This is a genomic window from Streptomyces cyaneofuscatus, from assembly GCF_033109485.1.
Classification (GTDB): Bacteria; Actinomycetota; Actinomycetes; order Streptomycetales; family Streptomycetaceae; genus Streptomyces; species Streptomyces cyaneofuscatus.
In genome coordinates, this window is the sequence record NZ_CP137002.1 from 2,386,121 (window position 1) to 2,410,063 (window position 23,943).

A 23,943-nucleotide genomic window follows, 5' to 3' on the forward strand; every position below is an offset into this window, starting at 1 on the left:
TCGGGCTCGGCGGTGGGGGACCGTTATGGAGTCAACTGACCGGAACGGGATAGCGGGACAGGGCGCGGACGGCCCTGGGTTCGGCGGAGCCGTGCCGCCGCCTCCGTCCGCTCCGCCGACCATCGGTCCACCGCCGGCCGGGGCGGGGCTGCGGGCGGTGGCGGCCGGGCTGCTCAATCTGACCGGGCTGGGGCTCGGTTACGCGCTGTTGGGGCGGTGGGGGCGGGCCGTCGGGTGCTGGGTGGCCACTGCGGTGCTGTTGTTCGTGGCGTTGCCGGCCGACCCCGATGGGGTGCCGGCGCGGGTGCTCGTCGTCTATCTGTTCCTGCTCGTCCTCGCCGCCGCCGACGCGGCCCGGATCGCGGTGCGGTCGGCGCTCGGTGGGTCGTGGCGGCCTGTGGTGGCCGTCGGGTTGGGGGTCGCGCTGCTCGCCGTGCCGGTCGGTGGGGCCGTGGCGTACGGGGCCGCTCGGGACGAGGCGCGGGAGGAGATGCTCCTCGACCGGCTGGAGGGCGGGGACCGGAAGGTCGCGGCCGCGGCCACGCAGCCGTTCGGGACGGTGAAGGGTGAGTACGAAGGGGCGCTCGGGGCCTATCGCGCGCTCGACCGGGACCATCCCGGCTCCCGGGCGGCGAAGCTCGTGCCGGACCGGCTGAAGGAGTTCTACGACGCCGTCTCCTCGCCGTACACCGGGAAGCAGCACTGCGACGCGATCGAGCCGCTGACCTATCTGCGGACGTTACCGGGGTCGGTGGGGAAGGAGTTGCTGGGCGAGCTCGCCGGGTGGCCCGACGAGCCGCTCGCGGAGTCGCTGTACGGGTGCGGTGTCTCGCGGCTGGGCGGGGCTGCCGCCGGGGGTTCGGCGGAGTTCGGTGAGCTGTTGCGTACGTTCCCCGAGTCCGCGTCCGCGCGGCAGGTGGCCCCGGCGATCGGCGGGCGGATCGACGGGCGCGTCGAGGAGGTGGAAGGCGGCGAGCCGTGTGCGGCCACCGAGGCGTTGCGGGGGCTGCGCTCCACGGTCGCCGCTCTGCCGGCCGAGAGCGTTCCGGGGCTGAATGCCAAGGCGGGCAAGGGGATCCAGGACGGGGTGTACGCCTGCGGGGTGGACCAGTTCAAGGAGAAGAAGTTCGGCGAGGCCCGCACGACACTGGCCGAATTCGCGCGTTCCTACAAGGGGGACGGGCGGGCAGCGCAGGCGCGGAAGATCGCCATCGCCGCGGAGATAGCCGACGACCGGGCGGCGGCCGGCAGGCGACTGCCACCGTCCAAGGCGCCCGGCGGACCCCGGATGGAGCTCGTCATCAGCAATGACGCGCCCAACTCCGTCGAGGTCCTCTACACCGGGCCGGTCACCGGCACCGTCACGCTGAAGCCCTGCGGCGACTGCAAGCGCTACAGCGCCTCGGCCGGCCCACGCCTCGCCTGCAAGGCCAGTGGCCGGAGCTACCCGAAGGCCCGGCTCCAACTGCCCGCGGGCGACTACCACTTCCTCTACAAGCACGGTACGGGCGCCACGTCCCGGGTGGACAGCTACGCGGCAGGGTCGAAGGTCCAGCCCGGGTACACGTACACCAGCTGCACCTATGTCATCGAGCGCAGCCCGCTCGGGCTCGACCTGCCCACGCTGCCCGACTACATCAAGCCGGCGTCGGCTCCGCCGCTCAGCCCTTCTCGCGCGGGTTCTTCTCGATGACCCGGCCGTCCAGTTCGGCGGTGAGGAAGGCGCCGCCGTACGAGTCGGAGACGTACACGCGCAGCACCGGGCGGTCGCCGTGGAAGGGCGACGACGGGTCCACGATCACGTAACTGCTCTCCGGTTCCGGGATGTTGAGGCTCGTCCTGGCCGTCCGCAGCAGGGCGGGCAGGGCGTCCCAGTCGACGGAGTTCAGGTCGACCGCCTTGTCCCCGGACATGAGCGTGCCGCCCATGTCGTCGTTCTTCGCCTGGCCGTCGCGGTAGCTGAACCGGTCGTAGAGGCGGGAGTTGGACTTCAGTGGCGCCTGGGCGGAGGCGTGCTCGCCGTAGAGGGTGAAGTCGGTGACCTTCGTCCCGCCCATCAGCGGCTTCAGCGCGGCGATGGCCTGCCGCGCCCCTTGCGGGGTGAGCAGGTCGGCGGGGGCATCCGGTTCGTCGTCATCCCCGGACGCGCCGGACTCCTCGTCGTCCGCGACCGGTTGGCCCGCGGCGGTGGGCGGGGCGGCGCTCCGGTCGTTCGCCGGGGCGCTCGCCGTGGTGTCGGGGCGGTTGCCGCTCCCCTTCGCGCTGTCGTCGCCGTCTCCCCCGAAGAGCGTCGGGTCGACCATCCACAGGATCACGCCCGCCAGCACCGCCGTCGAGACGACGGAGGAGGCCGTGGTGATCGTCCAGGCCCGGCGCCGGATGCGGCGTCCGCGCTCGTGGTCGTCGGAGACCGTCGGCGAGGCGGACGGGGACGTGGCCGGGGCCGGGGACGTGGCCGGGCTCGCGTACGGGTTGGTCCCGTACGGACTGTTGGCGTACGGGTTGCGCGGCTGGTCGGCGGGGGTGGGGAAGGCCGGCGGGTAGCCGTAGCCGGTGGGGGTCTGGTCCGCCGGGGTCGGGGCCGGGGGCGGCGGGGTGGCCGGCTGTGTGGGTGACGGCGCGTGGGGGCCGGGGGTCGCCGGAGCCGATCCGTAGGCGCTGCGGGGGTCGGGGGTGGGCGGCGGGCTGCCGGCCGGCCCGGGCGTCGGCGTGGCCTGCGGGGCGCCGGTCGGCCGCGTCGCCTCCGCCAGCATCCGGTCCAGGGTTCCGGCGTCCGGGCGGGCCGGGATGTCCCGGGTCAACAGCGCCGTCAGTACGGGGGTCAGCGCCCCGGCCCGTACCGGCGGGGGCACCTCCTCGTCGAGGACCGCGGCCAGGGTGGCGAGCGTGGTGGCCTTGCGCAGCGGGTGGTGGCCCTCGACCGCGACGTACAGCATCATGCCGAGCGACCAGAGGTCCGAGGAGGGGTCGCCCTCGGTGCCCCGGATGCGCTCGGGAGCTATGTAGTCGGGCGAGCCGATCAGGGCGCCCGTCATCGTGAGGCTCGTCGACTCGCGGATCGCGGCGATGCCGAAGTCCGTGAGGACCGGGCGGCCGTCGGTGCGCAGCAGCACGTTGGCCGGTTTCACATCGCGGTGCTGGATGCCGGAGGCGTGGGCGGCGTTCAGGGCGGAGAGGATGCCGCGCCCCAGCTCGGCGGCCTCGGCCGGGTCCATGGGCCCTTCGGCCAGCCGGTCGTGGAGGGAGGAGCCGGCCACCAGCTCCATCACGATCCAGGGGTAGCCGTCCTCGCCCGGGTCGACGATGTGGTGGACGGTGACCACGTTGGGGTGGTCGAGGCGGGCCAGGGCGCGGGCCTCGCGCAGGACCCGGGCGCGCAGGGTGCGGGCGCCCTCGGGGTCGTACTCCGCGAGCGCCGGGTCCGGGGGCCGGACCTCCTTCAGGGCCACGTCACGGTGGAGCGCCTCGTCGTGGGCCCGCCACACCATGCCCATGCCGCCGCTGCCGAGCCGCTCCACCAGGGTGAAGCGGCCGTCGATCACCCGTCCCGAGGGGGCCTCTGCGCTCATGCGCCGTAGCGTACGGGTGCCGTACGACAGCGGGGAGCCGGGGCCGGGGATCGATGCGGGGCCGGTACGCGGCGAGGTCAGGCGGAGGCGCGTTTGCGGGGCGCGGCCGTCTTCTTCTTCGTGGTGCTCCGGCCGCTGGACGACGTCTGCTTCTTCGCCGAGTTCGCCGACGACCTGCCCTTGGAGGAGGAGGCGGACGAGGTCGACTTGGTTGTTGTCTTCTTCTGCGTCGTCTTCTTGGCCGTGGATGCCGTCGACTTCTTCGTACCCGTCGACTTGGGCGTGGACTTCTGTTGCGTCTTCTTCTTGATGGGGTGGACGTCCGCCATGTCCTCCTCGTCCTCCTCGCTCTCGGCCTCCCCCTCCCCCTCGCCCCGGGACTTCTTCGCCGCGCGGACACTGCTCTCCAGCGCCGCGATCAGGTCGATGACCTTGCCGCCGCCGCTGTCCTCCGACTCCGACGGCTGCACCGCCTCCCCGGACGCCTTCGCCGCGATCAGCTCCTCCACCGCCTCCCGGTAGTCGTCGTGGAGGCTGTCCATGTCGACCTCGCCGAGGGTGTCCATCAACGCGTCGGCCAGGTCGAGTTCGGCGTCGCGGACCGTGACGTCGCTGTCCGGGGCGACCCCCTCGGGCGCCCGGATCTCGTCGGGCCAGAGCAGCCCGTGCATCGCGATCACGTCATCGACGACCCGCAGCATCCCCAGCCGTTCGCGGCCGCGCAGGGCGTACTTCGCGACGGCGACCTTGTTGCTGCGCTTGAGCGCCTCGCGCAGCAGGGTGTACGGCTTGGCGGCCGGGACCCCGTTGGCGGAGAGGTAGTACGCCGCGTCCATCTGGAGCGGGTCGATCTCGTCGGCGGGCACGAAGGCGACGATCTCGATGGTCTTGGCCGTGGGCAGCGGGAGCTGGGCGAGATCCTCGTCGGTGATCGGGATCATCGTGCCGTCGGCGTCCTCGTAGGCCTTGCCGATCTCACCGCCCGACACCTCCTCCTCGTCCAGCTCACAGACCTTGCGGTACCGGATCCGGCCACCGTCGGCGAGGTGGATCTGCCGGAAGTGGATCGAGTGGTTCTCGGTGGCGTTGACGAGCTTGATCGGGATGCTCACCAGCCCGAAGGAGATCGCGCCGTTCCATATGGACCTCACCGTTCACCCCTTTTGGCCGCTAAGGACGGTTGAGTAGGCTCTCGCATGATTCGCGCGGTTCGTGTGACTCTTATCGTATGACGCCGATCACGGAGGTGGAGGGGCGGCGCCTCTCGCTCAGCAACCTCGACAAGGTGCTGTATCCGGCCACCGGGACCACCAAGGGCGAGGTGCTCCTCTACTACGCGGCCACCGCGGCGGGCGCGATCCTGCCCCATCTCCGCGACCGCCCGGTCTCCTTCCTGCGCTATCCCGACGGGCCCGGGGGGCAGCTCTTCTTCACCAAGAATCCGCCGCCCGGTACGCCCGACTGGGTGCGCACCACCCCCGTGCCGCGGAGCGAGGACCCCGCCGCCCGCCAGGTGATGGTCCAGGATCTTCCCGCGCTGATGTGGGCGGCCAATCTGGTGGTGGAGTTCCACACCCCGCAGTGGTGCGCCGCGGCCCCGGAGACCGCCGACCGGATGGTCTTCGACCTGGACCCCGGCTCCCCCGCGACGGTCGTGGAGTGCTGCGCGGTGGCCCTCTGGCTGCGGGAGCGGCTCGCCGCCGACGGGCTGTTCGCGTACGGGAAGACGTCCGGCTCCAAGGGGCTGCATCTGCTGGTCCCGCTGGAGCCCGCCCCGTCCGCCGAGGTGTCCGCGTACGCCAAGCGGCTCGCGGTGGAGGCGGAGAGCGCCCTGCCGGGGCTGGCCCTGCACCGGATGAAGCGCGCTCTGCGGCCCGGGAAGGTCTTCGTCGACTTCAGCCAGAATGCGGCGTCGAAGACCACCGCCACCCCCTACACCCTGCGGGCCAGGCCCGAGCCCACCGTCTCCGCGCCGGTCACCTGGGACGAGATCGAGGGGTGCCGGGAGCCGGAGGCGCTGGTGTTCCGGGCTCAGGACATGGCCGGGCGGCTGGAGCGGTACGGGGATCTGCTCGGGCCCCTGCTCGACCCGGAACGGGCGCGACCGCTTCCGGCGGGCTCCCCCTGATCCACGGTCGGGACACAGGGGTTCACGGACCGGGCACGGGGACCGGGCACGGGGACCGGGCACGGGGATTCACAGCCAATGCCCAGGTTCCCTTTCGGCCGTCCGGTCATGACGGGGTCATGACCTGGTTACGGCCTGAGGAAAGGCCACAAGTGGCGGGTGGATTGTCGGAGCCGTGGTGCACACTCTGCGCAGGCGCTTTCTTCGGGACGCGCCGCAGGGGCTTGGGGAACGGGTGTGCCTGGCGAGCAGGTGCGCCTGGGGAACAGGTGGCCGGAGACGGGTGGAGCTTCCGGACGCCGCCGTGACGTGGGGAGGGGATGGCGTGTTCTCGGGGATCGATGAGGTCGACTGGGCTTCGATGGAGCATGCCTACGGGCCCGCCGACGACGTGCCGGTGCTCCTGAGGGGGCTCGCCTCCGCCGATCCGGCGGAGCGGGAGAGCGCGCTCGACGGGATGTACGGGGCCGTGCACCACCAGGGGGACGTCTACGCCTGCACCCTCGCGTGCATCCCCTTTCTCTTCGAGCTCGCCGTGGACCCGGACGTGCAGGACCGGGGCAGCGTGGTCGAGCTGCTCACCAGCATCGGCGGCTTCGATCTGGACGAGGACGACGACGAGATCGACGAGGACGAGATCGAGGGCGCCGCGAACTACGCGATGGCGGCGGCCGCGGTCACCGCGGGGGCGGGGGTCTTCTTCGAGCTGATCGCCGATGAGGACCCCGGGGTGCGGCTGGCCGCCCCGCTGGCGCTCGCCACCCTGCACCGGCACCCCGTGCGGGTCCTCGCTCTGCTGCGGGAGCGGCTGCCGGCGGAGCCCGACGAGGAGGTGCGGCTCGCCCTCGTGGAGGCGGCCGGGCGGGTCGCCCTGCGCCACCGTCCGCTGGCAGGGCGGGTGGTCGAGTGGCTGACCCTGCTGGTGGACCGGGAGCGCGCGCCGGGGCTGCGGCTCGCCGCCCTCGCCCAGCTGGCGCGCTGCTGCCCCGACGCGCTGCCCCGCGATGTGGTGCCCGTGGTGTCGGGGCTGCTGCGCGAGCTGCGTACGGCCCCGGGCGGCGCACCGGACGCGGACCCGGACACCGAGCCGGAGGCCGACGCCGAGGTGGAGCCGGAGCCGGAGACCGACCCGGTCGGCTGTCCGGACCTCTCCCGGGCCGAGCCGGGCGCGGCGCCCACCCTGGTGGGCCAGTTGCGTGCGCTCTCCGCCCAGGACAGCGCCGGACGCGGCGCCCCCTGGGCCGCCGATCTCCTGCGCACCCTGCATGTCGGCCTGGACGACCGGGTCGGCGACCGTACGGCGCTCCTCGTCGACCAGCTCCGCAGCCCGGACCGCTGGCAGCGCATCGACGCCGTACGGATGAGCGGCGGGCTGATACGGGCCTGGCGCGGCTCGTACGGGGAGCTGGTGGCGCTCGTCGGCGATCAGCTCGCCGACCCCGAGCCCCGGCTGGCCGAGGCCGCCTCGCACGTGCTGGAGGAGCTGTTCTCGCTGGCCGCGCCCACCGCCGACGCGCTGGCGGCCCGCCTGGCGGCCGACCCCGGCGGCTGGGTGAAGGAGTGGGCCAGCGGTCCGCCGGGGCTCGGCTCCACGGTGAAGGCGCTGTCCCGGCTCGGCGACGCCCGTGCGGTGCCCGCCCTGGCGGCGGCTTTGGAGCTGCCCGAGGTGCCGCACGACGTGGGGTTCGCGGTCGCCCACCTCGGGCGGGCCGCCTGTCCGCTGGCCGCGGCGCTGCGGCGCAGACTCGCCGGGGTGCCGCTGGACGAGGGGGCGTACGACCGGGCGAGCCCGCTGCTGGCCGGGCTGACCGGGCTGCGGGCGGGCGAGGCGACGCCGGAGGTGCTGCGGGTGCTGCGCGGCGCCCCGGAGTACCGGGGCGAGTGGCTGCGTACGGCGGCGCTGCGGGCGCTCGGCTCGTTCGGGCCCGCGGCCCGGGAGGCGGTGCCCGAGCTGCGGGCGATGCTCCGCCGGCCCGGGACGGCCACGGAGGCGGCCGAGGCGCTCTGGGCGGTCGCCGGGGACCGGGACGCGGTGCTGCCCGTGCTGACCGAGGGGCTCGGGTCGGACCAGGTGCACGACCGGCGGGCCGCCGCGGCGGCGCTCGGGGCGCTCGGGCCGCAGGCGGCGGTGGTGGCGCCCCGGCTGCGCGGGCTGCTGGCCCACGAAGAGCTGTGGCTGCGGGTTGACGCGGCGATCGCGCTCTGGGAGGTGACCGGGCGGCCTGAGGAGAGCACCGAGGTGCTCCTCACCGCCTGGGAGAGGAACCGCCATGTCCGCGTCCGGGTGGCAGAATGCCTGGCACGGATGGGTCCGGTCGGCCCGGCGTCGACGGCGGCACAGGTGCTGCGCGCCGAGCTCTCCTCCGTACGCCGTCATAACGCGCTGGACGGCGGGTACGGCAGCCATGACACCTACGAGGACGAAAAGCTCCTGGCGCTGTGCCGACAGGCACTCCGGGGAACGGGGAAAGGCAGCACGGCATGATCATTTTCGGTACCAAGGGCTATCTCTACCAGTTGGCCATCCTGACGATGGTGTGCGGCTGGTGCGGCAATCCGGCGGCGCACACCCTGCGCAAGCGGGTCACGAAGTTCACGCTGTTCTTCATCCCGCTGTTCCCGTTCTCGACGAAGTACGCGACGCAGTGCACGTTCTGCGGCGGGGAGCAGCAGATATCCAAGGAGCAGGCCGACCAGCTGCTCGCCCAGCACGCGGCGGGCCCGGACGGCGGCCACGGGCAGCACCCGCAGCAGCCGGGCTTCACGCAGCCGGGGCAGAACCCGTACCAGCGCTAGAACCCGTAGCGGGCCCCGTATGGGTACGAAGTGGGCATTGCGCACCGTCGCGTCCTAGGGTGTAGGCCCCCTGTCGTCCAGAGAAGGGCCAGCCGTGCGCCCGGTCCGCGTGCCCGCCGTCGCGTCCGCCGTGGCCGCGCTCGCCCTGGTCTCCGGCTGCGGTGCGGCCGGCGGTCTGGAGAGCGCCGGCGAGGCCCCGTCGGCGGTCGAGCCGGCCCGCCTGTGGCCGGACCTGCCGCCCGCCTCGGCCGCCCCGTACGACTACGGCGAGGGCGAGACGGCCAGGATCCCCGGGATCACGGTGCCCGGCGGCGATGTGCACCGGCTGGACCCGGTCGCGGTGGCGCAGGCCGGGCTGAAGGCGAAGACCGACCGGGACAGCGGGCTGGACGAGCTGCCCGACGCCACGGTCCGGCAGATCCGCGCCTGCCGTACGGCACCGGACGACTGCCCGGTCCTGGCCCCGTACTACTTCGATCTGACCGGCGACGGCAGGGACGAACTGGTGCTCGGTGTCCGGATGCCCAAGCGCCAGTTGGCGGTGCGCGCGTACCGGGCCGACCAGAGTGACGGGGGCGGGCTGACCCGGATCATGTCCACCTCGGACGCCGTGATCAGCGTGGAGCTGGCGGGCCGGGACCTGATCCTGCGGGCCCCTTCGGTGATCTCCGGGTACGAATACCGCACCGCCTGGTCCTGGGACGACCGGCAGCAGGCGATGCTGGCCACCCGGGACGAGATCGTGCGGGTGCCGGAGCGGCGCACGGACCGCACGGCCCCCACACCGGAGAGCTCCGGCTCCGCGGCCCCCACATCGGAGAGCTCCGACTCAGCGGCCGCCACCCCGAAGAGCTCCGGCTCCACGGCGGACGGCCGATGAGGCGGCGCCGGTTCCGCCTCCCCGCCTGGGCCGCGACCCTCACCTGGAAGTCCGCGGTCTTCCTGACCGTCATGTGCTGCACCCTCGCCGCCCTCCTCGGCGTCCTCGTACACACCGCCGTCACCCGGCAGACCGTCTCCCACGCCCGGGAGAAGGCGCTGGACCGGCTGGAGGTCGTCACCGACGCGTACGAGGCCGGGGAGCCGCTGCCCCGGGGCTCCGGCATCGACCCGCCGGGGCTGCCCGCCTCGCTGCGCGCCCTGGCCGCGAACGGTGAGCGCGGCACCATGGTCGCGGACGGCCCGCACCGGCCGGGCGACCCGGACGGGCGCGGCGGCCCCGCGATGTGGGCGGCGGGCCCGGCGGACGGGCGGGCGCTGGCCACCTGGACCGACTACAGCCACAGCGCCAGCACCATCGCGGGCCTGGACCGGGCGATCATCGGCTCCTCGCTGCTGGCCATCGCCGCCACCCTGGTCGTCGGCCTCTTCGCCGTCGGCCGGGTGACCCGCAGGCTGCACCAGACGGCCCGGGTGGCCCGCCGGATCAGCGCGGGCGACCTCGACGCCCGGGTCGGCGATCCCCGTACGGCACGTCCCGTACGCGGCCAGGACGAGGTGGCGATCGTCTCGGGCGCCCTGGACACCATGGCCTCCAGTCTCCAGCGCAAGCTCCAGACGGAGCAGCGGTTCACCGCCGATGTGGCGCACGAGCTGCGCACCCCGCTCACCGGTCTCTCGGCCGCCGCCGAGCTGCTGCCGCCGGGGCGTCCGGCGGAGCTGGTGCGGGACCGGGTGCGGGCGATGCGGTCGCTGACCGAGGACCTGCTGGAGATCTCACGCCTGGACGCCCGGACGGAGCAGGTCGACCTGGAAGTGCACGATCTCGCCCCGCTGGCGGAACGGGTGGTGCGGGCCTCCGGCACGGAGACCCAGGTGCGGGTCGTGGATCCGGCGCCGGTGGAGACGGACCGGCGGCGGCTGGAGCGGGTGCTCGGCAACCTGGTGGCCAACGCCCACCGGCACGGTGGCGGCCCGGTGGTGCTCGCGGTGGACGGTCCGGTGGTCTCCGTACGCGACCATGGCGCGGGCTTTCCGGCGTACCTCCTGGAGGGCGGTCCGCAGCGGTTCCGCACGGACGGCGCAGGCAAGGGCCACGGACTCGGGCTGACCATCGCGGTGGGCCAGGCCGCGGTGATCGGGGCGCGGCTGGAGTTCCTGAATCCCCCGGACGGCGGGGCGCTGGCCCGGCTGACGCTGCCGGAGTACGTACGCCTCGGCGAGGGGGATTCCGCCGGGAACACGGGCGGCGGGGGCGCGGGGACCACCGGTTCGGCCTGACATCACGCACAGTGCGCGTTGCGGACGCTCCGTGGCCAACTTAGCGTGACGAGGGCGAGATCATCTCGCGCCCCCCACGGTCCCCCTTTCCTTTCCCATGGAGGCAGCATGTCCCCCCTGTCCCGCCCCTCGCGGTTCCGCCGGATCGGTCTCTGCGTCGCCACCGGCGCCCTCGCGGCGGTCACGGCCGCCGCTCCCGCTCTGGCGGCGGACCCCCACCCCGTCGACCACCGCGGCGAGGCCCACACCTCGGCCCCGGCGTCCGACGAGCTCTCCGCCTCGGCCCTCCAGCGCGAGTACGAGGCGCAGCAGAAGGAGGCCCGCCAGGACGCGCAGACGCAGAACCAGGCGAAGCCCCAGGCCCCCAAGAAGACCTACAAGGGCCGGGTCATCGCCAAGCCGTACCTGCTGCTGCGCGACAAGCCGACCCGCAGCAGCAAGGTCGTGGGCTCGGTCAAGTACGGCACCGTCGTCAACATCTTCTGCAAGACCACGGGCGACAACGTCGACGGCAACAACCGCTGGTACCTGCTGACCGACGGCACGTGGGCCTGGGGTTCGGCCCGCTACATCGAGAACATCGGCGCCGCGCCGCGCTTCTGCTGACCACACCGCACAGCACACCGCGTCCGCCTGGAAGCCAGTGGCTTCCAGGCGGACGCGCTATGACATAAGGGAAATACGGCACGCCTCTTGCTACGTTGCGCTCCATGACCGCAACGACGGCGGACGCTCCCCCGCCCGAGCTCCGCCTGCGCAGACGGCGTGGGGTCGAGCTCTCGCTCCTCATCGGGGCCGTCCTCATCTCCGTCTACGGTTACGCGGCCGTCGGCCTCGCCCACGACGGGGCCGTGCCCCCCGATGTCGCCGGTTACGGCGCCGGGCTCGGCATGCTGGCCCTGCTGGCCCATATGGCCGTCCGCTTCCGGGCCCCGTACGCCGATCCGCTGCTGCTGCCGATCGCGGTCCTGCTCAACGGGCTCGGTCTGGTGCTGATCTACCGGCTCGACCTGGAGACCCCGCGCGACCAGGCCGCGCCCACCCAGCTGATCTGGTCCACGCTCGGGGTCGCGCTCTTCGCCGCCGTCGTGGTGCTGCTCCGCGACCACCGGGTGCTCGCGCGCTACGCCTATCTCTCGGTGGCCACCGCGCTCGTCCTGATGATCGTGCCGATCTTCTTCCCGGCGGTGAACGGGGCGAAGATCTGGATCCGGATCGGCGGACTTTCCTTTCAGCCCGGCGAGTTCGCCAAGATCCTGCTCGCGGTCTTCTTCGCCGCCTATCTCGCCGCCAACCGCAACGCGCTCGCCTACACCGGCCGCACGTTCTGGAAGCTGCAACTGCCCACCGGCCGGGTGCTCGGCCCGATCGTGGCGATCTGGCTGCTCAGCGTCGGTGTGCTGGTGCTGGAGCGGGACCTCGGCACCTCGCTGCTCTTCTTCGGACTCTTCGTCATCATGCTGTACGTGGCGACCGGCCGGACCGGCTGGATCGCGGTCGGGCTGCTGCTCGCCGCCGTCGGGGCCTTCGTCGTCGGCTCGTTCGAGCCGCATGTGCACAGCCGGGTGGAGGACTGGCTGGACCCGTTCGCCTCGATCGACGCCGGGCGGGGACCCGGCCAGCTCGCCCAGTCGCTCTTCGCGTTCGCGGCGGGCGGCATGCTCGGGACCGGGCTCGGGGCGGGCCACTCCATCCTCATCGGCTTCGCCGCCAAGTCCGACTTCATCCTGGCGACGGCGGGCGAGGAGCTGGGCCTCAGCGGTCTGACCGCCATCTTCCTGCTGTACGCGCTCCTCGTGGCGCGCGGCTACCGGGCCGGGCTGGCGCTCCGCGACCCGTTCGGGCGGCTGCTGGCCATCGGTCTCGCCTCGATCCTGGCGCTCCAGGTGTTCGTGATCGCGGGCGGGGTGATGGGGCTGATCCCGCTGACCGGGATGGCGATGCCGTTCCTGGCGCAGGGCGGCTCGTCCGTCGTCACCAACTGGATCATCGTGGCGCTGCTGATCCGGCTCAGCGACGTCGCGCGCAGACCGGAGCCCGAGCACGTGGAGACCGGGGTCATCGCCCCGTCCGCCGACCCGTCTGCCGAGGAGGACCGGTGATCCGCTACATCCGGCGGGCCGCCGCCCTCTGTCTGCTGCTGCTCGTGGCGCTGCTCGTCAACGCGGCCCGCGTCCAGCTCTTCGAGGCCGACGAGCTGGACGACAACCCGGCCAACCGCCGTACCACCATCGCCCGTTATGACCAGCCGCGCGGCAACATCCTGGTCGGCGACCGGGCCGTGACCGGCAGCAAGGAGACCGGCGAGCAGCTCAGCTTCGAGCGCACCTATCGGCACGGCCCGCTGTACGCGCCAGTGACCGGGTACGCCTCGCAGACGTACGGCACGACCCTTCTGGAGAACGCCGAGGACGGGGTGCTGTCCGGTACGGACTCCCTGCTGGCCCCGCTGCCCTTCTGGAACGAGTTCACCCGGGGCCGGCAGCCGGGCGGCAACGTCGTCACGACGATCAAGGAGTCGATGCAGCGCGCCGCGTACGCCGGACTGAGCGGGCGGCGGGGCGCGGTCGCCGCCCTGGAGCCGTCGACGGGCCGGATCCTGGCGCTGGTCTCGACCCCGTCGTACGACCCCGAGCGGCTCTCCGGCACCGGCCCCGCGGTCACGGAGGCGTGGACCCGGCTGAACGCGGCCAAGAGCCTGCCGATGCTCAACCGGGCCATCCGGCAGACCTATCCGCCGGGCTCCACCTTCAAGATCGTGACGGCGGCGGCGGCACTGGACGCCCGGGTGGTGAAGGACCCGGACGCGGCCACGGACACCCCGTCGCCGTACGTCCTGCCGAACACCAGGACCGTTCTGCCCGACGAGGCGCGCGGCTGCGAGAAGGCATCGCTGGCGGACGCGATCCGGGTCTCCTGCAACACGGTGATGGCCCACCTTGGAGTGGAGGTCGGGCTGGAGGGGATGGCGGAGACGGCGGGGCACTTCGGCTTCAACGAGAAGGGGCTGCGGATCCCGTCCGGGGTGGCGCGGAGCAACTTCGACACCGACATGAGCGAGGACCAGCTCGCGCTCTCCTCGATCGGGCAGTTCAACACCACCGCGACGCCGCTCCAGATGGCGATGGTGGCGGCGGCGGTGGCGAACGGCGGCGACCTGCGGTACCCGTATCTGGTGGACCGGGTGACCGCCGCCGACGGGGACACGGTCCAGCAGCAGGGCTCGCGCTCCCTCGACCGGGCGATGAGCCCGTCCACGGCGGTGCAGCTCCAGCGGATGATGGTCGACGTGGTGGAGAACGGCACCGGGTCGAACGCGGCGATCGACGGGGTGACGGTCGGCGGCAAGACCGGTACCGCCCAGCACGGCGTGGACAACTCCGGCCTCCCGTACGCCTGGTTCATCTCCTGGGCCCAGGCCCCGGACTCCGGCCGCCCGGCCGTCGCGGTGGCCGTGGTGGTGGAGGACGCGGCGGCGGACCGGGGCGACATCAGCGGGGGCGGCAGCGCGGCTCCGATCGCCCGGGCGGTGATGGAGGCGGCGTTGGAGGAGTGAGCGCGTGGGGCCGTACGAGGGGGAGAGTGGGCCCATGACGAGGACACCGTCCGCCGTGGCGCGGGCCCTGGAGCGGATCGCGCGGCTGGACCCGGCGCTCAACGCGTTCACCGAGGTGTGGCCGGAGGAGGCCCTCGCCCGTGAGCCCGGAGCGCTCCGACTCCCCCTGCGCGGGCTGCCCTTCGCCGTGAAGGGGCCCTCCGGCATCCGCTCGTACGCCACCCGCCGGCTGATCGCGGCGGGCGGGGTCCCGGTCGGCGCGACCTCCGTACCCGGGCCCGGCACCTACTGGCAGACCTGGGGGCAGGGCGCCCACGGCCGTACGGTCAACCCGTGGCGGGCGGACCGGACACCTGGCGGTTCGTCGGCGGGCTCGGCGGTCGCGGTGGCGGCGGGGATGGTGGAGCTGGCGACGGGCAGCGACGGGGCCGGGTCGGTGCGCATCCCGGCCGCCTGGTGCGGCGTGTTCGGGCTGAAGACGACGAACGGGCTGCTCCCCTCCCCCGACCGGTCCGGGCTCGCGTCGGCGGGGGTGCTGGCCCGGTCGGCGGCGGGCGCGGAGCGCTACCTCCGCCATGTGCTGGACGGGTACGAGGAGCCGGCCGCCCCCTCGCTCCCGCTGCCCCTGCCGCTCCCCGCCGTGTACAGCGAGGACCTCGGCTTCGCGGAGGTGGATCCGGAGGTGGCGGCCGTCGTCCGGGCGGCGGTGGACCGGCTGGTCGCGGCGGGGACCGTCACCCTGGTGGACGCCGACTGCGCGCTGCTGGACCCGGTGCGGGCCTGGCAGGCGGTACGGGGCGGGTCGCCCGGGGACCCGGAGGCGGTGGCGGTCCGGCGGGCGAACGACGAGCGGCTGGACCATCTCTTCGCCGCCGCGCCCCTGCTGCTGACCCCGGTCACGCCGAACCGGCCGCATGGGCACGAGGGCCCGGGCGACCTCTACTCCACCGCCCTGACCTGGGCGTTCAACCTGAGCGGGCACCCGGCGGCCAGCCTGCCCGCCGGATTCACGGGGGACGGCTGCCCGGTGGGGCTCCACCTGGTGGCGGCGCGCGGTGCGGACGTCTCGCTGCTCGGAATGGCCCGCGCGGTGGAGAACTCCCTGCCTACCGTGCGGCCATGACCTCCATCGATACGGAAACAGGCTTCGCACAACATGAGTTGGCGCAGGTGAACATCGCCCGGCTCAGATTCCCGCTGGATTCACCGGAGTTGAAGGACTTCGTCGACGGGCTCGACCCGGTGAACGCGGTCGCCGACCAGGCGGAGGGGTTCGTGTGGCGGCTGCGCTCCGAATCCGGGAACGCCACGGACGTCCCGGTCTTCGGGGACGCCTGGTTGATCGTGAACATGTCGGTGTGGCGGGACGCCGAAGCGCTCACGGGCTTCATGTACGCCGGGCGGCACCGGGAGCTGATGAGCCGGCGCCGTGAGTGGTTCGAGCAGATCCGGGAGGCGATGACCGCCCTGTGGTGGGTGCCCGCGGGGGAACGCCCGACGGTCGCGGACGCCGAGGAGCGCCTGCTGCATCTGCGCGAACACGGCCCGACCGAGCGGGCGTTCACCCTGCGCACCCGCTTCCCGGCACCGGTTGGGGTGCGCTGAGACGGGGCCAAGGTTCGCTGACCTGAGCGGCCGGGCAGGCCGGGCAACCCGGCCCGGCCCCCGGCCGGTCAGCCGATCGGCTGGCGGATCTCCTCGCGGACCTTGGCGGTCTCCACCGCGGCCGCCTCCAGGTCGATCGCCGAGGGGTCCTTGAGGGCGGTCTCGGCGCGGATGATGCCCACGGACACCCCCGTGTTGTCGTCGCCCCAGGCGCACATCGGAACGTTGGCCTTGATGCCGCTCTTGACCGACTGGAGCACCTGGCACTCCATCGTGATGTCGAATCCGGCGGGGGTGAACTTCTTCGGCGGCACGACGACGGTCGCGCCGTCCCCGGCGGCCCCGCCGTCCATCATCTTGCCCGTCATCACCTCCGGGCTGGTGAACCGCCCGTACATCCCGGAGATCACCAGGGCGCCACCGTCGGCCGAGCTGTACTGCCCCACGACGGCCCGCGCGTCCCGGACGGTGGGGTCGTACATCTTCTCGATCTTCTTGCCCTCGGTCGACGACAGGTCCTGGGCCAGGGTGAACTCGCCGTCCAGCAGCTTCTGTTCCAGGACGAGCTTGTACTCGGCGTCCGGGAACGCCGCGTCCGCGGTCTTCCCGACCACCTGGGAGACCCCGAAGGCGATCCCGCCCGCCAGCACCACCGCACCGGCCACGATGCCGACGATCAGCCCGGTCCGCTTCTTCCGCGGCGGCTGCGCCCCCGGCCCCTGCGGCGGCCAGCCGGCCGCGCCCGGACCGCCCCCGCCGGGTATGCCGGGCTGCTGCTGCCCCCACCCGGGCTGCCCCCAGCCGCCGCCATGCTGGGGCGCGGCCGGAGGCTGCTGCGGGTAGCCGTAGGGCGGCTGTTGCGGCACCCCGGGAGCGGCGGCCGGCGGGCCGTAGGGGTTGTTCTGCTGCGGGTGCGGGGGCGGGCCGTACGGGCCCTGCGGCGGCTGAGGCGGGGTGGTCATGCGCTCACGGTACGACACGTTTGCGAACGGAATTTCGACGCGGCGGATATCGGTACCGGGCCGGGACAATCCCCCCGCCGGCCGGACGCCCGGCGGCTCCCCCGCACCCCGGCTCATCCCAACGACTCACCCCAACGGCTCGCGCCTGCGCAGCCATTCCTCCGGCGCCCCGGCCGTCCCGGTCGCCGCCCCGACCACCCCGCCGGTGATGGCACAGGTGGTGTCCACGTCCCCGAACCCCTCGGCCGTCGCCCAGAGCGCCGCCTCCAGGTCGCCCGGGTGGCGGGCCGCGGTCCACAGCGCGAAGGGCACGGTGTCGTCGGCCCGGATGCGCTGTCCGTTGCCGAGGAGGTCCGCGGCCCGCCACGGTTTTGTGGTGAACGGGGTCCCCGCGGCCCGCCGTACTCCCTCCCGTACCGGCCCCTCGGGCGTCCGGTCCGCGACGGCCTCCAGCGTCAACTCGCCCCGCACCGACAGCGCCGCCGCCACGGCCACCGCCACCGCGCCCGCGATCCCGTCCGGGTGGGCGTGGGTGACGGCGGCGGAGAGGGCGGCCTGCTCCACGACCCGGTCCAGGTCCTCGTGGAAGCGGGCACCGAGCGGGGCGACCCGCATCGCCGCACCGTTGCCGAGGCTGCCGCCGTCGAAGAGCCCGGGGGCCAGGGTGCGCCAGTCGGCCGGGGCGACGAGGAGCTGGGGCAGCAGGAGGTGCATGCCGTGCCCGTAGCCGCGGGCCTGGTCGGCGTCGAAGGCGAGGGCGTAGCAGAGGGCCAGGTGGTCCTGGTCGACGAGTCCGCGCTCGTCGAGGGAGCGGTGCAGGGCGAGCGCCAGGGCCGTGTCGTCGGTCCAGTGCCAGAGGGGCTCCTGCGGGGTGCGCCGGGCCCGGATCTCGTTCGCGGCCTGCTGGCGTTCCCGGAAGAGGGGGAACCAGCGCTCCCCGAACGCGTCGCCGAGCGCAAGCGCTTCGAGGCTGCGGCGGGCGGCCGCGCGTCCGGCGGCGGTGGCGGGGGCGGAGGACGGGTTCGTCGTCATACCGGCATCGTGCCCCCGGAAACCGTCGGCGTACATCGAATATCGACGACGATCACGATGTGCGAGCCCGCCGGAAATCCCTCACACTGCGCACCGGCCCTTTCCCGGACGACGCCCATGTGGCGAATGCCTTCTACGGAACTTTCCGCTGGTCAGTGGCGGGTAAACGGCTGCCCAATGGCTGGTCGGCTGTGAATGCCGGTCCCTTCACCCCGTTCCCACGCATTCCCGCGCTCGAATCGTTGCTTCCGCCCGGCGGCGATACGGTGATTACGGGCTTCGCCCACGGAGCCCGGTCTCAGTCTTTTGCTCAGAGGAGGAATTATGGCCAACCCCGAGCAGGACCCGAACCAGCAGGAGGGCCCCGCGGACGGCGGCGCGGCCGGCTCCCCCGGCGTCCATGACGGCGGAGCCGACGGAGGTGCGGACGGCGGAGCCGAAGGTCCGGCCGACGGCGGAGCGGCCGGCACCCCGGGCGTCCACGACGGCGGAGCCGACGGTGGCGCGGACGGCGGAGCCGAAGGTCCGGCCGACGGCGGAGCGGCCGGCACCCCGGGCGTCCACGACGGCGGAGCCGACGGTGGCGCGGACGGCGGAGCCGAAGGTCCGGCCGACGGCGGAGCGGCCGGCACCCCGGGCGTCCACGACGGTGGCGCGGACGGCGGAGCGGACGGCGGAGCGGGCCAGTCCGGCAGCCGCTCTTGAGCACGTCCCGAACCACGCTCCAGGACGTCGGCGCCGCATCGGGCGCCGACGTCCTGGAGACACGTCTGACACGTCTGACCGGCCTGAGCGCGGAAGAGTTCGCCCGTGACGTCTGGGCCCGGAAGCCGCTGCTCACCCGTCGCGCGAGCGATTTCTCCGACCTGTTCTCCACGGACGCCGTGGATGAGCTGATCTCGCGTCGCGGCCTGCGTACGCCCTTCCTCCGCGTCGCCAAGGACGGTTCCACCCTTCCCGAGTCGACGTTCACCTCGTCGGCCGGGGTCGGCGCCACCATCGCCGACCAGCTCGACGACACGGCGCTGTGGCGGGCGTTCGCCGACGGCGCCACGCTCGTGCTCCAGGCGCTCCAGCGCACCTGGGGGCCGGTGGGCGAGTTCGGTGCCCGGCTGAGCGCGGAGCTGGGGCATCCGGTGCAGGCCAACGCCTATGTCACCCCGCCGCAGAGCCGGGGGTTCGACGCCCATTACGACGTACACGACGTGTTCGTCGTACAGATCGGGGGAACGAAGCGCTGGCTCGTCCACGAGCCCGTACACCCTGATCCGCTGCGCGACCAGCCCTGGACCGACCACCGCTCCGCCGTCGCCGAGGCCGCGCGGGGCGCCGCCCACCTCGATACCGTGCTGGAGCCCGGCGACGTCCTCTATCTGCCCCGGGGCTGGCTGCACGCCGCCGAGGCGCAGGGCGGGGTCTCCGTCCACCTGACGCTGGGGATCCACACCTGGACGCGGTACGCGCTGGCCGAGCAGCTCGCACAGGCGGCCCTCGCCGCACTGCGCGACGACCCCTGGATGCGGAGCACCCTGCCGGTGGGGGTGGACGGACCGGACGGCGAGCTCGGCATGGTCCGCGAACGGCTCCTCGCCGCCGTCGCCGAGGCCGACTCCGCCCCGCTCTTCCACCGGGCCCGGCGCGGGCAGGGCCGCCCCGCACCGCTGGGGCCGCTGGCCCAGCTCGCCGCCGTCGACGGCCTCGGTCCGGACACGCCCGTACGGCTCCGCGCGGCGCTGGAGGCGCGTCTGGAGGGCTCGCGGCTGACCACGCGCGTCGGGTGGCTCGACTTCTCCGGGGCCGACCTGCCGTCCGTGTCCCGGCTGCTCGACGGTGAGGCCCGCGCCGCCGGTGAGCTCGGCGTCGCGCTCGTCGGACGGCTGCTGCGCGCGGGCGTGCTCGTGCCCGCCGGAGAGTGACCGGGCCGCGGTGACCATGCCGGAGAGTGACCGCACCGCGGTGACCACGACGGGACGGTTCTTCTGCGCGGACGCCGCCCGGACGCGCGGAGACTCGATCGTCGGCACGGCACCGCACGGCACCGCCTGGGTGCTGATCGAGTACCGGGGCGGCTGGCCGGCCGACGGGTTCGACGGCCTCGACCTGGAGCCCGGGACCAAGGCGCTCGTGTTCGCCGCCGCCCGAGCGGCGCGGGCCCGCGTACTCCTGGTGCGGCGCCACGGCCGCAGCGTGCCCCAGGGCCCCCCGCGCTGGGCCGTCCTGCGCTACGACGCCACCGGCGCCCACCGCCAGCACTGGGGCACCTGGGGGCGTGACGAGGACCTGGCGCAGATCGTCGAGGCCCTGCGCACGCCCGGGGAGCCCGGCGGCCGTCCCGTCGTCCTCGTCTGCGCCCACGGTCTCCACGACGCCTGCTGTGCCGTGCGCGGGCGGCCCGTGGCACGCGCCCTGAGCGAGCGCCGGCCGGACCTCGTGTGGGAGTGCACGCATGTGGGCGGTGACCGGTTCGCCGCCAACGTCGTCGTCGTGCCCGACGGCGTCTACTACGGGAACCTCGATGCCGGATCGGCCGTGACGGTGGTCGAGGAGCACCTGGCCGGCCGTATCCGCGCCGAGCACCTGCGCGGGTACACCGACCTGTTCCCGCCGCAGCAGGCCGCCGTCGCGGCCGTACTCGACCGCTTCGGCCCGGCGGGCCGGCACGACTACGCGGTCGCCCGGACGTTCCGCGACGACGACGGCTGGCGGATCCGCGTCACGGGCCGCCCGCCCGGCCCGGCCGCTGCCGACGAAGAGGCCGGGGCTGAGGCAGGGGTCGAAATCGCGATCGACGTAGACGTACGGGCCCGGCGCACACCGCAGCGCCAACTGACCTGCCGGGGCCCGGCGACGAGTTCGGCCGTGGTCTACGAAGCCGTCTCGGTCCGGCAGGGCTGACGGAGCGCCCGGGTGGACGGAGCCCTCAGGCAGCCTCCTTCCCCTCCCCAAGCCCCTCCCCGATCGCCTCCGCCACCTCCGCCACCCGGGCCTCCTCCTCGGCGGCGAAGCGTTCGCGGTCCAGCTCCTCGGCTATCTCCTCGTCCTGGGACATCAGCAGGTCCAGGTTCGAGTCACCGAGTTCGAGGACGCCCATGTCGACGTACGCCTTCTGGAGCCGCGGACCCCACAGGCCGATGTCCTTGACGCACGGCACGATCCGGCTGAACAGCAGCTTGCGGAAGAGCTGGAGGAACTCGGAGTGCTCCGAGAGGTCCTTCGCCTCCTGCTTGCCGATGCCGAAGTTCTCCAGGACCTCGACCCCGCTGAGCCGGTCGCGCATCAGGTAGCAGCCCTCGATGACGAACTCCTCGCGCTCGCGCAGTTCGGCGTCGCTCAGCTGCTTGTAGTAGTCGCGCAGCGCCATCCGCCCGAAGGCGACATGCCGGGCCTCGTCCTGCATGACGTACGCGAGGATCTGCTTGGGCAGCGGCTTGGTGGTGGTGTCGCGGATCATCCCGAAGGCGGCGAGCGCCAGGCCTTCGATGAGGACCTGCATCCCGAGATACGGCATGTCCCAGCGGGAGTCGCGCAGGGTGTCGCCGAGCAGCCCCTGGAGGTTGTCGTTGACCGGGTAGAGCATGCCGATCTTCTCGTGGAGGAAGCGGCCGTAGATCTCCGCGTGCCGGGCCTCGTCCATGGTCTGGGTGGCGGAGTAGAACTTGGCGTCCAGGTCGGGGACGGACTCCACGATCCTGGCCGCGCAGACCATCGCTCCCTGCTCGCCGTGGAGGAACTGGCTGAACTGCCAGGAGGTGTAGTGCTTGCGCAGCTCGCCCCGGTCCTTCTCCGTCATCTTCGCCCAGTGCGGGGTGCCGTACAGCGTGAGCGCCTCGTCGGGGGTGCCGAGCGGGTCGGTGGGGTCGACCTCCAGCGACCAGTCGATGCGCTTGTTGCCGTCCCACTGCTTGTCCTTGCCCTTCTGGTAGAGGGCGAGGAGGCGTTCGCGGCCGTCGTCGTAGTCCCAGCTGAACCGGGCCGCTCCGGTGGCGGGGACCTGCCAGAGCGGTTCGGACGGCGGGGTGGTGTAGAGGTCATGAGTGGACACGGACGGCTCCTTCGCCTCGACTGGTTCGACTGGCTCGACTGGCTTGGCAACTCCTGACAAGTTCTGTGACACCAGGAGCAGTTGGGCGCGTACGCCGACCGCCTCCCCTCGCAGGTTCACACGTTGGTAGACGGCGGGTCAACAAGTCGCACGGAGTCGTGCGCAAGGGATTGACGGCCTTGCTGACGAGCAGTCTCATAAGGAGTGACCGCCGGCAACTCCCGTTTCCGGCAACGCCTGTGTGAGGTGCTCCCGCCATGACGACCGTGCCGACCGTGCCGACAGAAATGTCCGCGACCGCTCGCGATGTGACCGTGCTCCGTGACGCCCTCGGCCCGCTCCGCGACCGTGAGCAGATCGCCGCGCGCCTGCTCGAATCCTCGGCCAAGCACTCCTTCGACCCGGACACCGAACTCGACTGGGAGACGGCCGTCGAGGAGGGCAAGTGGTTCTGGCCGCCGGAGCTGCTCTCGCTCTACGACACCCCGATGTGGCACCGGATGTCCGAGGAGCAGCGCCTCGACCTCTCCCGGCACGAGGGAGCGGCCCTCGCCTCGCTCGGCATCTGGTTCGAGATCATCCTCATGCAACTGCTGGTCCGGCACGTCTACGACAAGCCCGTGACCAGCAACCACGTCCGCTACGCCCTCACGGAGATAGCCGACGAGTGCCGGCACTCGATGATGTTCGGCCGCATGATCGACTGGGGCGGCGCCCCGACGTACGAGGTGCCGCGCGTGTACCACAACCTGGCCCGGGTCCTGAAGACCGTCTCCACCACGCCCGGTTCGTTCGCCGCGACCCTGCTCGGCGAGGAGATCCTCGACTGGATGCAGCGGCTCACCTTCCCGGACGACCGGGTGCAGACCCTGGTGCGCGGCGTGACCCGGATCCATGTCATCGAGGAAGCGCGGCACGTCCGGTACGCCCGGGAGGAGCTGCGCCGTCAGATGGTGACCGCCCCACGCTGGGAGCGCGAACTCACCAAGGTCAGCTGCGGCGAGGCGGCCCGCGTCTTCTCCGTCTGCTTCGTCAACCCGCAGGTGTACGAGAACGTCGGCCTGGACCGCCGGGAGGCCGTCGCCCAGGTGAAGGCGAGCGGCCACCGCAGGGAGGTCATGCAGACCGGGTCCCGGCGGCTGACGGACTTCTTCGACGACATCGGGCTGCTGAACGGCGTCAGCCGCAGGTTGTGGCGCAGTTCAGGGCTGCTGGCCTGAGGCCGTGCGCACCGGAGGCTTTAGGCTCGGGTCCATGACGTCCACCGCCGCAGCCCCGCCGCCGCCCCGCGCGTACCGCAGGCTCAGTGTCGAGGAGCGCCGTGCCCAGCTCCTGGTCGCGGCGCTCGGCCTCTTCGCCCACCGGGCCCCCGACGAGGTCTCGCTGGACGAGGTGGCGGTGGCGGCCGGGGTCTCCCGGCCGCTGGTCTACCGCTACTTCCCGGGCGGCCGGCAGCAGTTGTACGAGGCCGCGCTCGGGTCTGCCGCCGACGAGCTGAAGCTCTGCTTCACCGAGCCGCCGGTGGGCCCGCCGACCGAGCGGGTCGCCCGCGTCCTGGACCGCTACCTCCGCTTCGTCGACGAGCACGACACCGGCTTCAGCGCCCTGCTGCGCGGCGGCAGCGTCGTGGAGACCTCCCGTACGACGACCATCGTGGACGGCGTCCGGCGGGCGGCGGCCGAGGAGATCCTCAGCCACCTGGGCCGGATCGGCTCCGCCGGGGAGCGGGGCGCCGGGCCGAGGCTCCGGATGATGGTCCGCAGCTGGATCGCGGCCGTGGAGGCGGCGTCGCTGATCTGGCTGGACGAGGGCAAGCAGCCTCCGGCGGCCGAGCTGCGCGGCTGGCTGGTCGACCATCTCATCGCGCTGCTCGCCGCGACGGCCGCCACCGACGAGGAGACCGCGGCGGTGGTACGCGACCTGCTCGCCCTGGAGACCCCGGACGGCCCGGCCGGACGGCTGGCGGAGCTGGTCATCCCGGTCGTCGCCGAGGCGGCACACCTGCTGCCGCACGCCACTGCGGCAGACTGACC

Annotated in this window: 21 protein-coding genes; 16 read left to right on the forward strand and 5 right to left on the reverse strand. The window is 73.1% G+C overall.

Annotation, left to right across the window (positions count from 1 at the left end; translation table 11 throughout):
* Positions 1 to 25 precede the first annotated feature (25 nt).
* On the forward strand, positions 26 to 1,693 hold the full coding sequence (locus tag R2B67_RS09890; RefSeq protein WP_317817349.1) for a hypothetical protein: 1,668 nt from the start codon (positions 26 to 28) through the stop codon (positions 1,691 to 1,693).
* Here the strand turns inward: R2B67_RS09890 and R2B67_RS09895 are convergent.
* Together R2B67_RS09895 and ku are read right to left on the reverse strand one after the other, a co-directional pair.
* Positions 1,662 to 3,569 (reverse strand): serine/threonine-protein kinase, encoded by a 1,908-nt coding sequence (locus R2B67_RS09895; protein WP_317817350.1) that lies wholly within the window; start codon positions 3,567 to 3,569, stop codon positions 1,662 to 1,664. The genes R2B67_RS09890 and R2B67_RS09895 overlap by 32 nt on opposite strands.
* A 77-nt stretch (positions 3,570 to 3,646) precedes the next feature.
* A complete protein-coding gene (gene ku / locus R2B67_RS09900) occupies positions 3,647 to 4,720 on the reverse strand; it encodes a non-homologous end joining protein Ku (protein ID WP_317817352.1) in 1,074 nt (357 codons plus the stop codon).
* A 77-nt stretch (positions 4,721 to 4,797) separates the two neighbouring features.
* Here ku and ligD point away from each other — a divergent pair, with 77 nt between their 5' ends.
* The 10 genes from ligD to R2B67_RS09950 all read left to right on the forward strand — a co-directional run bounded on the left by ligD (position 4,798) and on the right by R2B67_RS09950 (position 15,874).
* The gene (gene ligD / locus R2B67_RS09905; RefSeq protein ID WP_317817353.1) at positions 4,798 to 5,697 is read left to right on the forward strand and encodes a non-homologous end-joining DNA ligase; all 900 of its coding nucleotides are present in this window, start codon (positions 4,798 to 4,800) and stop codon (positions 5,695 to 5,697) included.
* Between the two features lie 325 nt (positions 5,698 to 6,022).
* On the forward strand, positions 6,023 to 8,182 hold the full coding sequence (locus R2B67_RS09910; protein ID WP_317817354.1) for a PBS lyase: 2,160 nt from the start codon (positions 6,023 to 6,025) through the stop codon (positions 8,180 to 8,182).
* Complete coding sequence (locus tag R2B67_RS09915; protein ID WP_018509936.1) at positions 8,179 to 8,493, forward strand: zinc-ribbon domain-containing protein; 315 nt, start codon at positions 8,179 to 8,181, stop codon at positions 8,491 to 8,493. The genes R2B67_RS09910 and R2B67_RS09915 overlap by 4 nt, the downstream gene beginning before the upstream one ends.
* A 94-nt stretch (positions 8,494 to 8,587) precedes the next feature.
* A complete protein-coding gene (locus R2B67_RS09920) occupies positions 8,588 to 9,373 on the forward strand; it encodes a hypothetical protein (protein WP_317817355.1) in 786 nt (261 codons plus the stop codon).
* Entirely contained in the window at positions 9,370 to 10,713 is a 1,344-nt protein-coding gene (locus R2B67_RS09925) for a histidine kinase dimerization/phospho-acceptor domain-containing protein (RefSeq protein ID WP_317817356.1), read from the forward strand. Before R2B67_RS09920 ends, R2B67_RS09925 begins: the two co-directional genes overlap by 4 nt.
* A 108-nt stretch (positions 10,714 to 10,821) precedes the next feature.
* On the forward strand, positions 10,822 to 11,319 hold the full coding sequence (locus tag R2B67_RS09930) for an SH3 domain-containing protein (protein ID WP_018509939.1): 498 nt from the start codon (positions 10,822 to 10,824) through the stop codon (positions 11,317 to 11,319).
* 104 nt (positions 11,320 to 11,423) lie between these two features.
* Positions 11,424 to 12,815 carry an FtsW/RodA/SpoVE family cell cycle protein gene (locus tag R2B67_RS09935; protein ID WP_317817357.1) on the forward strand — a complete coding sequence of 464 codons (1,392 nt, stop codon included), beginning with the start codon at positions 11,424 to 11,426 and terminating at the stop codon, positions 12,813 to 12,815.
* Positions 12,812 to 14,269, forward strand: coding sequence for a penicillin-binding transpeptidase domain-containing protein (locus tag R2B67_RS09940; RefSeq protein ID WP_317817358.1), 1,458 nt, complete (start codon positions 12,812 to 12,814; stop codon positions 14,267 to 14,269). The genes R2B67_RS09935 and R2B67_RS09940 overlap by 4 nt, the downstream gene beginning before the upstream one ends.
* A 34-nt stretch (positions 14,270 to 14,303) precedes the next feature.
* Entirely contained in the window at positions 14,304 to 15,392 is a 1,089-nt protein-coding gene (locus tag R2B67_RS09945; RefSeq protein ID WP_317817359.1) for an amidase family protein, read from the forward strand.
* The gene (locus R2B67_RS09950) at positions 15,389 to 15,874 is read left to right on the forward strand and encodes a DUF3291 domain-containing protein (protein ID WP_317817360.1); all 486 of its coding nucleotides are present in this window, start codon (positions 15,389 to 15,391) and stop codon (positions 15,872 to 15,874) included. The genes R2B67_RS09945 and R2B67_RS09950 overlap by 4 nt, the downstream gene beginning before the upstream one ends.
* A 68-nt stretch (positions 15,875 to 15,942) precedes the next feature.
* Here R2B67_RS09950 and R2B67_RS09955 read toward each other — a convergent pair whose 3' ends face one another.
* Positions 15,943 to 16,836, reverse strand: coding sequence for a hypothetical protein (locus R2B67_RS09955; RefSeq protein ID WP_317817361.1), 894 nt, complete (start codon positions 16,834 to 16,836; stop codon positions 15,943 to 15,945).
* Positions 16,837 to 16,962: 126 nt separating this feature from the next.
* Positions 16,963 to 17,868 (reverse strand): ADP-ribosylglycohydrolase family protein, encoded by a 906-nt coding sequence (locus R2B67_RS09960; RefSeq protein WP_317817362.1) that lies wholly within the window; start codon positions 17,866 to 17,868, stop codon positions 16,963 to 16,965.
* 324 nt (positions 17,869 to 18,192) lie between these two features.
* On the opposite strand from R2B67_RS09960, the gene R2B67_RS09965 reads away from it, so the two are divergent.
* From R2B67_RS09965 to R2B67_RS09975, 3 genes are read left to right on the forward strand one after another with little or no spacing between them, the layout of a single operon-like run.
* Complete coding sequence (locus R2B67_RS09965) at positions 18,193 to 18,573, forward strand: BatC protein (protein ID WP_317817363.1); 381 nt, start codon at positions 18,193 to 18,195, stop codon at positions 18,571 to 18,573.
* The gene (locus tag R2B67_RS09970; protein WP_317817364.1) at positions 18,570 to 19,784 is read left to right on the forward strand and encodes a cupin domain-containing protein; all 1,215 of its coding nucleotides are present in this window, start codon (positions 18,570 to 18,572) and stop codon (positions 19,782 to 19,784) included. The genes R2B67_RS09965 and R2B67_RS09970 overlap by 4 nt, the downstream gene beginning before the upstream one ends.
* A gap of 40 nt (positions 19,785 to 19,824) precedes the next feature.
* Positions 19,825 to 20,763, forward strand: a complete 939-nt coding sequence (locus R2B67_RS09975) for a sucrase ferredoxin (RefSeq protein WP_317824815.1) — start codon at positions 19,825 to 19,827, stop codon at positions 20,761 to 20,763.
* 25 nt (positions 20,764 to 20,788) lie between these two features.
* On the opposite strand, the gene R2B67_RS09980 is transcribed toward R2B67_RS09975, so the two are convergent.
* Positions 20,789 to 21,910 carry a ferritin-like domain-containing protein gene (locus tag R2B67_RS09980; RefSeq protein WP_237327931.1) on the reverse strand — a complete coding sequence of 374 codons (1,122 nt, stop codon included), beginning with the start codon at positions 21,908 to 21,910 and terminating at the stop codon, positions 20,789 to 20,791.
* A gap of 257 nt (positions 21,911 to 22,167) precedes the next feature.
* Here R2B67_RS09980 and R2B67_RS09985 point away from each other — a divergent pair, with 257 nt between their 5' ends.
* Positions 22,168 to 23,130 (forward strand): AurF N-oxygenase family protein, encoded by a 963-nt coding sequence (locus R2B67_RS09985; RefSeq protein WP_317817365.1) that lies wholly within the window; start codon positions 22,168 to 22,170, stop codon positions 23,128 to 23,130.
* Between the two features lie 34 nt (positions 23,131 to 23,164).
* Entirely contained in the window at positions 23,165 to 23,941 is a 777-nt protein-coding gene (locus R2B67_RS09990) for a TetR/AcrR family transcriptional regulator (protein WP_317817366.1), read from the forward strand.
* Positions 23,942 to 23,943: the final 2 nt, after the last annotated feature.

Bases quoted from the DNA above. Each gene is read 5' to 3' on its own strand.
- R2B67_RS09890 (WP_317817349.1), top strand. From the start codon at position 26: ATGGAGTCAACTGACCGGAACGGGATAGCGGGACAGGGCGCGGACGGC.
- R2B67_RS09895 (WP_317817350.1), bottom strand. From the start codon at position 3,569: ATGAGCGCAGAGGCCCCCTCGGGACGGGTGATCGACGGCCGCTTCACC.
- ligD (WP_317817353.1), top strand. From the start codon at position 4,798: ATGACGCCGATCACGGAGGTGGAGGGGCGGCGCCTCTCGCTCAGCAAC.
- R2B67_RS09915 (WP_018509936.1), top strand. From the start codon at position 8,179: ATGATCATTTTCGGTACCAAGGGCTATCTCTACCAGTTGGCCATCCTG.
- R2B67_RS09925 (WP_317817356.1), top strand. From the start codon at position 9,370: ATGAGGCGGCGCCGGTTCCGCCTCCCCGCCTGGGCCGCGACCCTCACC.
- R2B67_RS09930 (WP_018509939.1), top strand. From the start codon at position 10,822: ATGTCCCCCCTGTCCCGCCCCTCGCGGTTCCGCCGGATCGGTCTCTGC.
- R2B67_RS09935 (WP_317817357.1), top strand. From the start codon at position 11,424: ATGACCGCAACGACGGCGGACGCTCCCCCGCCCGAGCTCCGCCTGCGC.
- R2B67_RS09945 (WP_317817359.1), top strand. From the start codon at position 14,304: ATGACGAGGACACCGTCCGCCGTGGCGCGGGCCCTGGAGCGGATCGCG.
- R2B67_RS09950 (WP_317817360.1), top strand. From the start codon at position 15,389: ATGACCTCCATCGATACGGAAACAGGCTTCGCACAACATGAGTTGGCG.
- R2B67_RS09955 (WP_317817361.1), bottom strand. From the start codon at position 16,836: ATGACCACCCCGCCTCAGCCGCCGCAGGGCCCGTACGGCCCGCCCCCG.
- R2B67_RS09960 (WP_317817362.1), bottom strand. From the start codon at position 17,868: ATGACGACGAACCCGTCCTCCGCCCCCGCCACCGCCGCCGGACGCGCG.
- R2B67_RS09965 (WP_317817363.1), top strand. From the start codon at position 18,193: ATGGCCAACCCCGAGCAGGACCCGAACCAGCAGGAGGGCCCCGCGGAC.
- R2B67_RS09985 (WP_317817365.1), top strand. From the start codon at position 22,168: ATGACGACCGTGCCGACCGTGCCGACAGAAATGTCCGCGACCGCTCGC.
- R2B67_RS09990 (WP_317817366.1), top strand. From the start codon at position 23,165: ATGACGTCCACCGCCGCAGCCCCGCCGCCGCCCCGCGCGTACCGCAGG.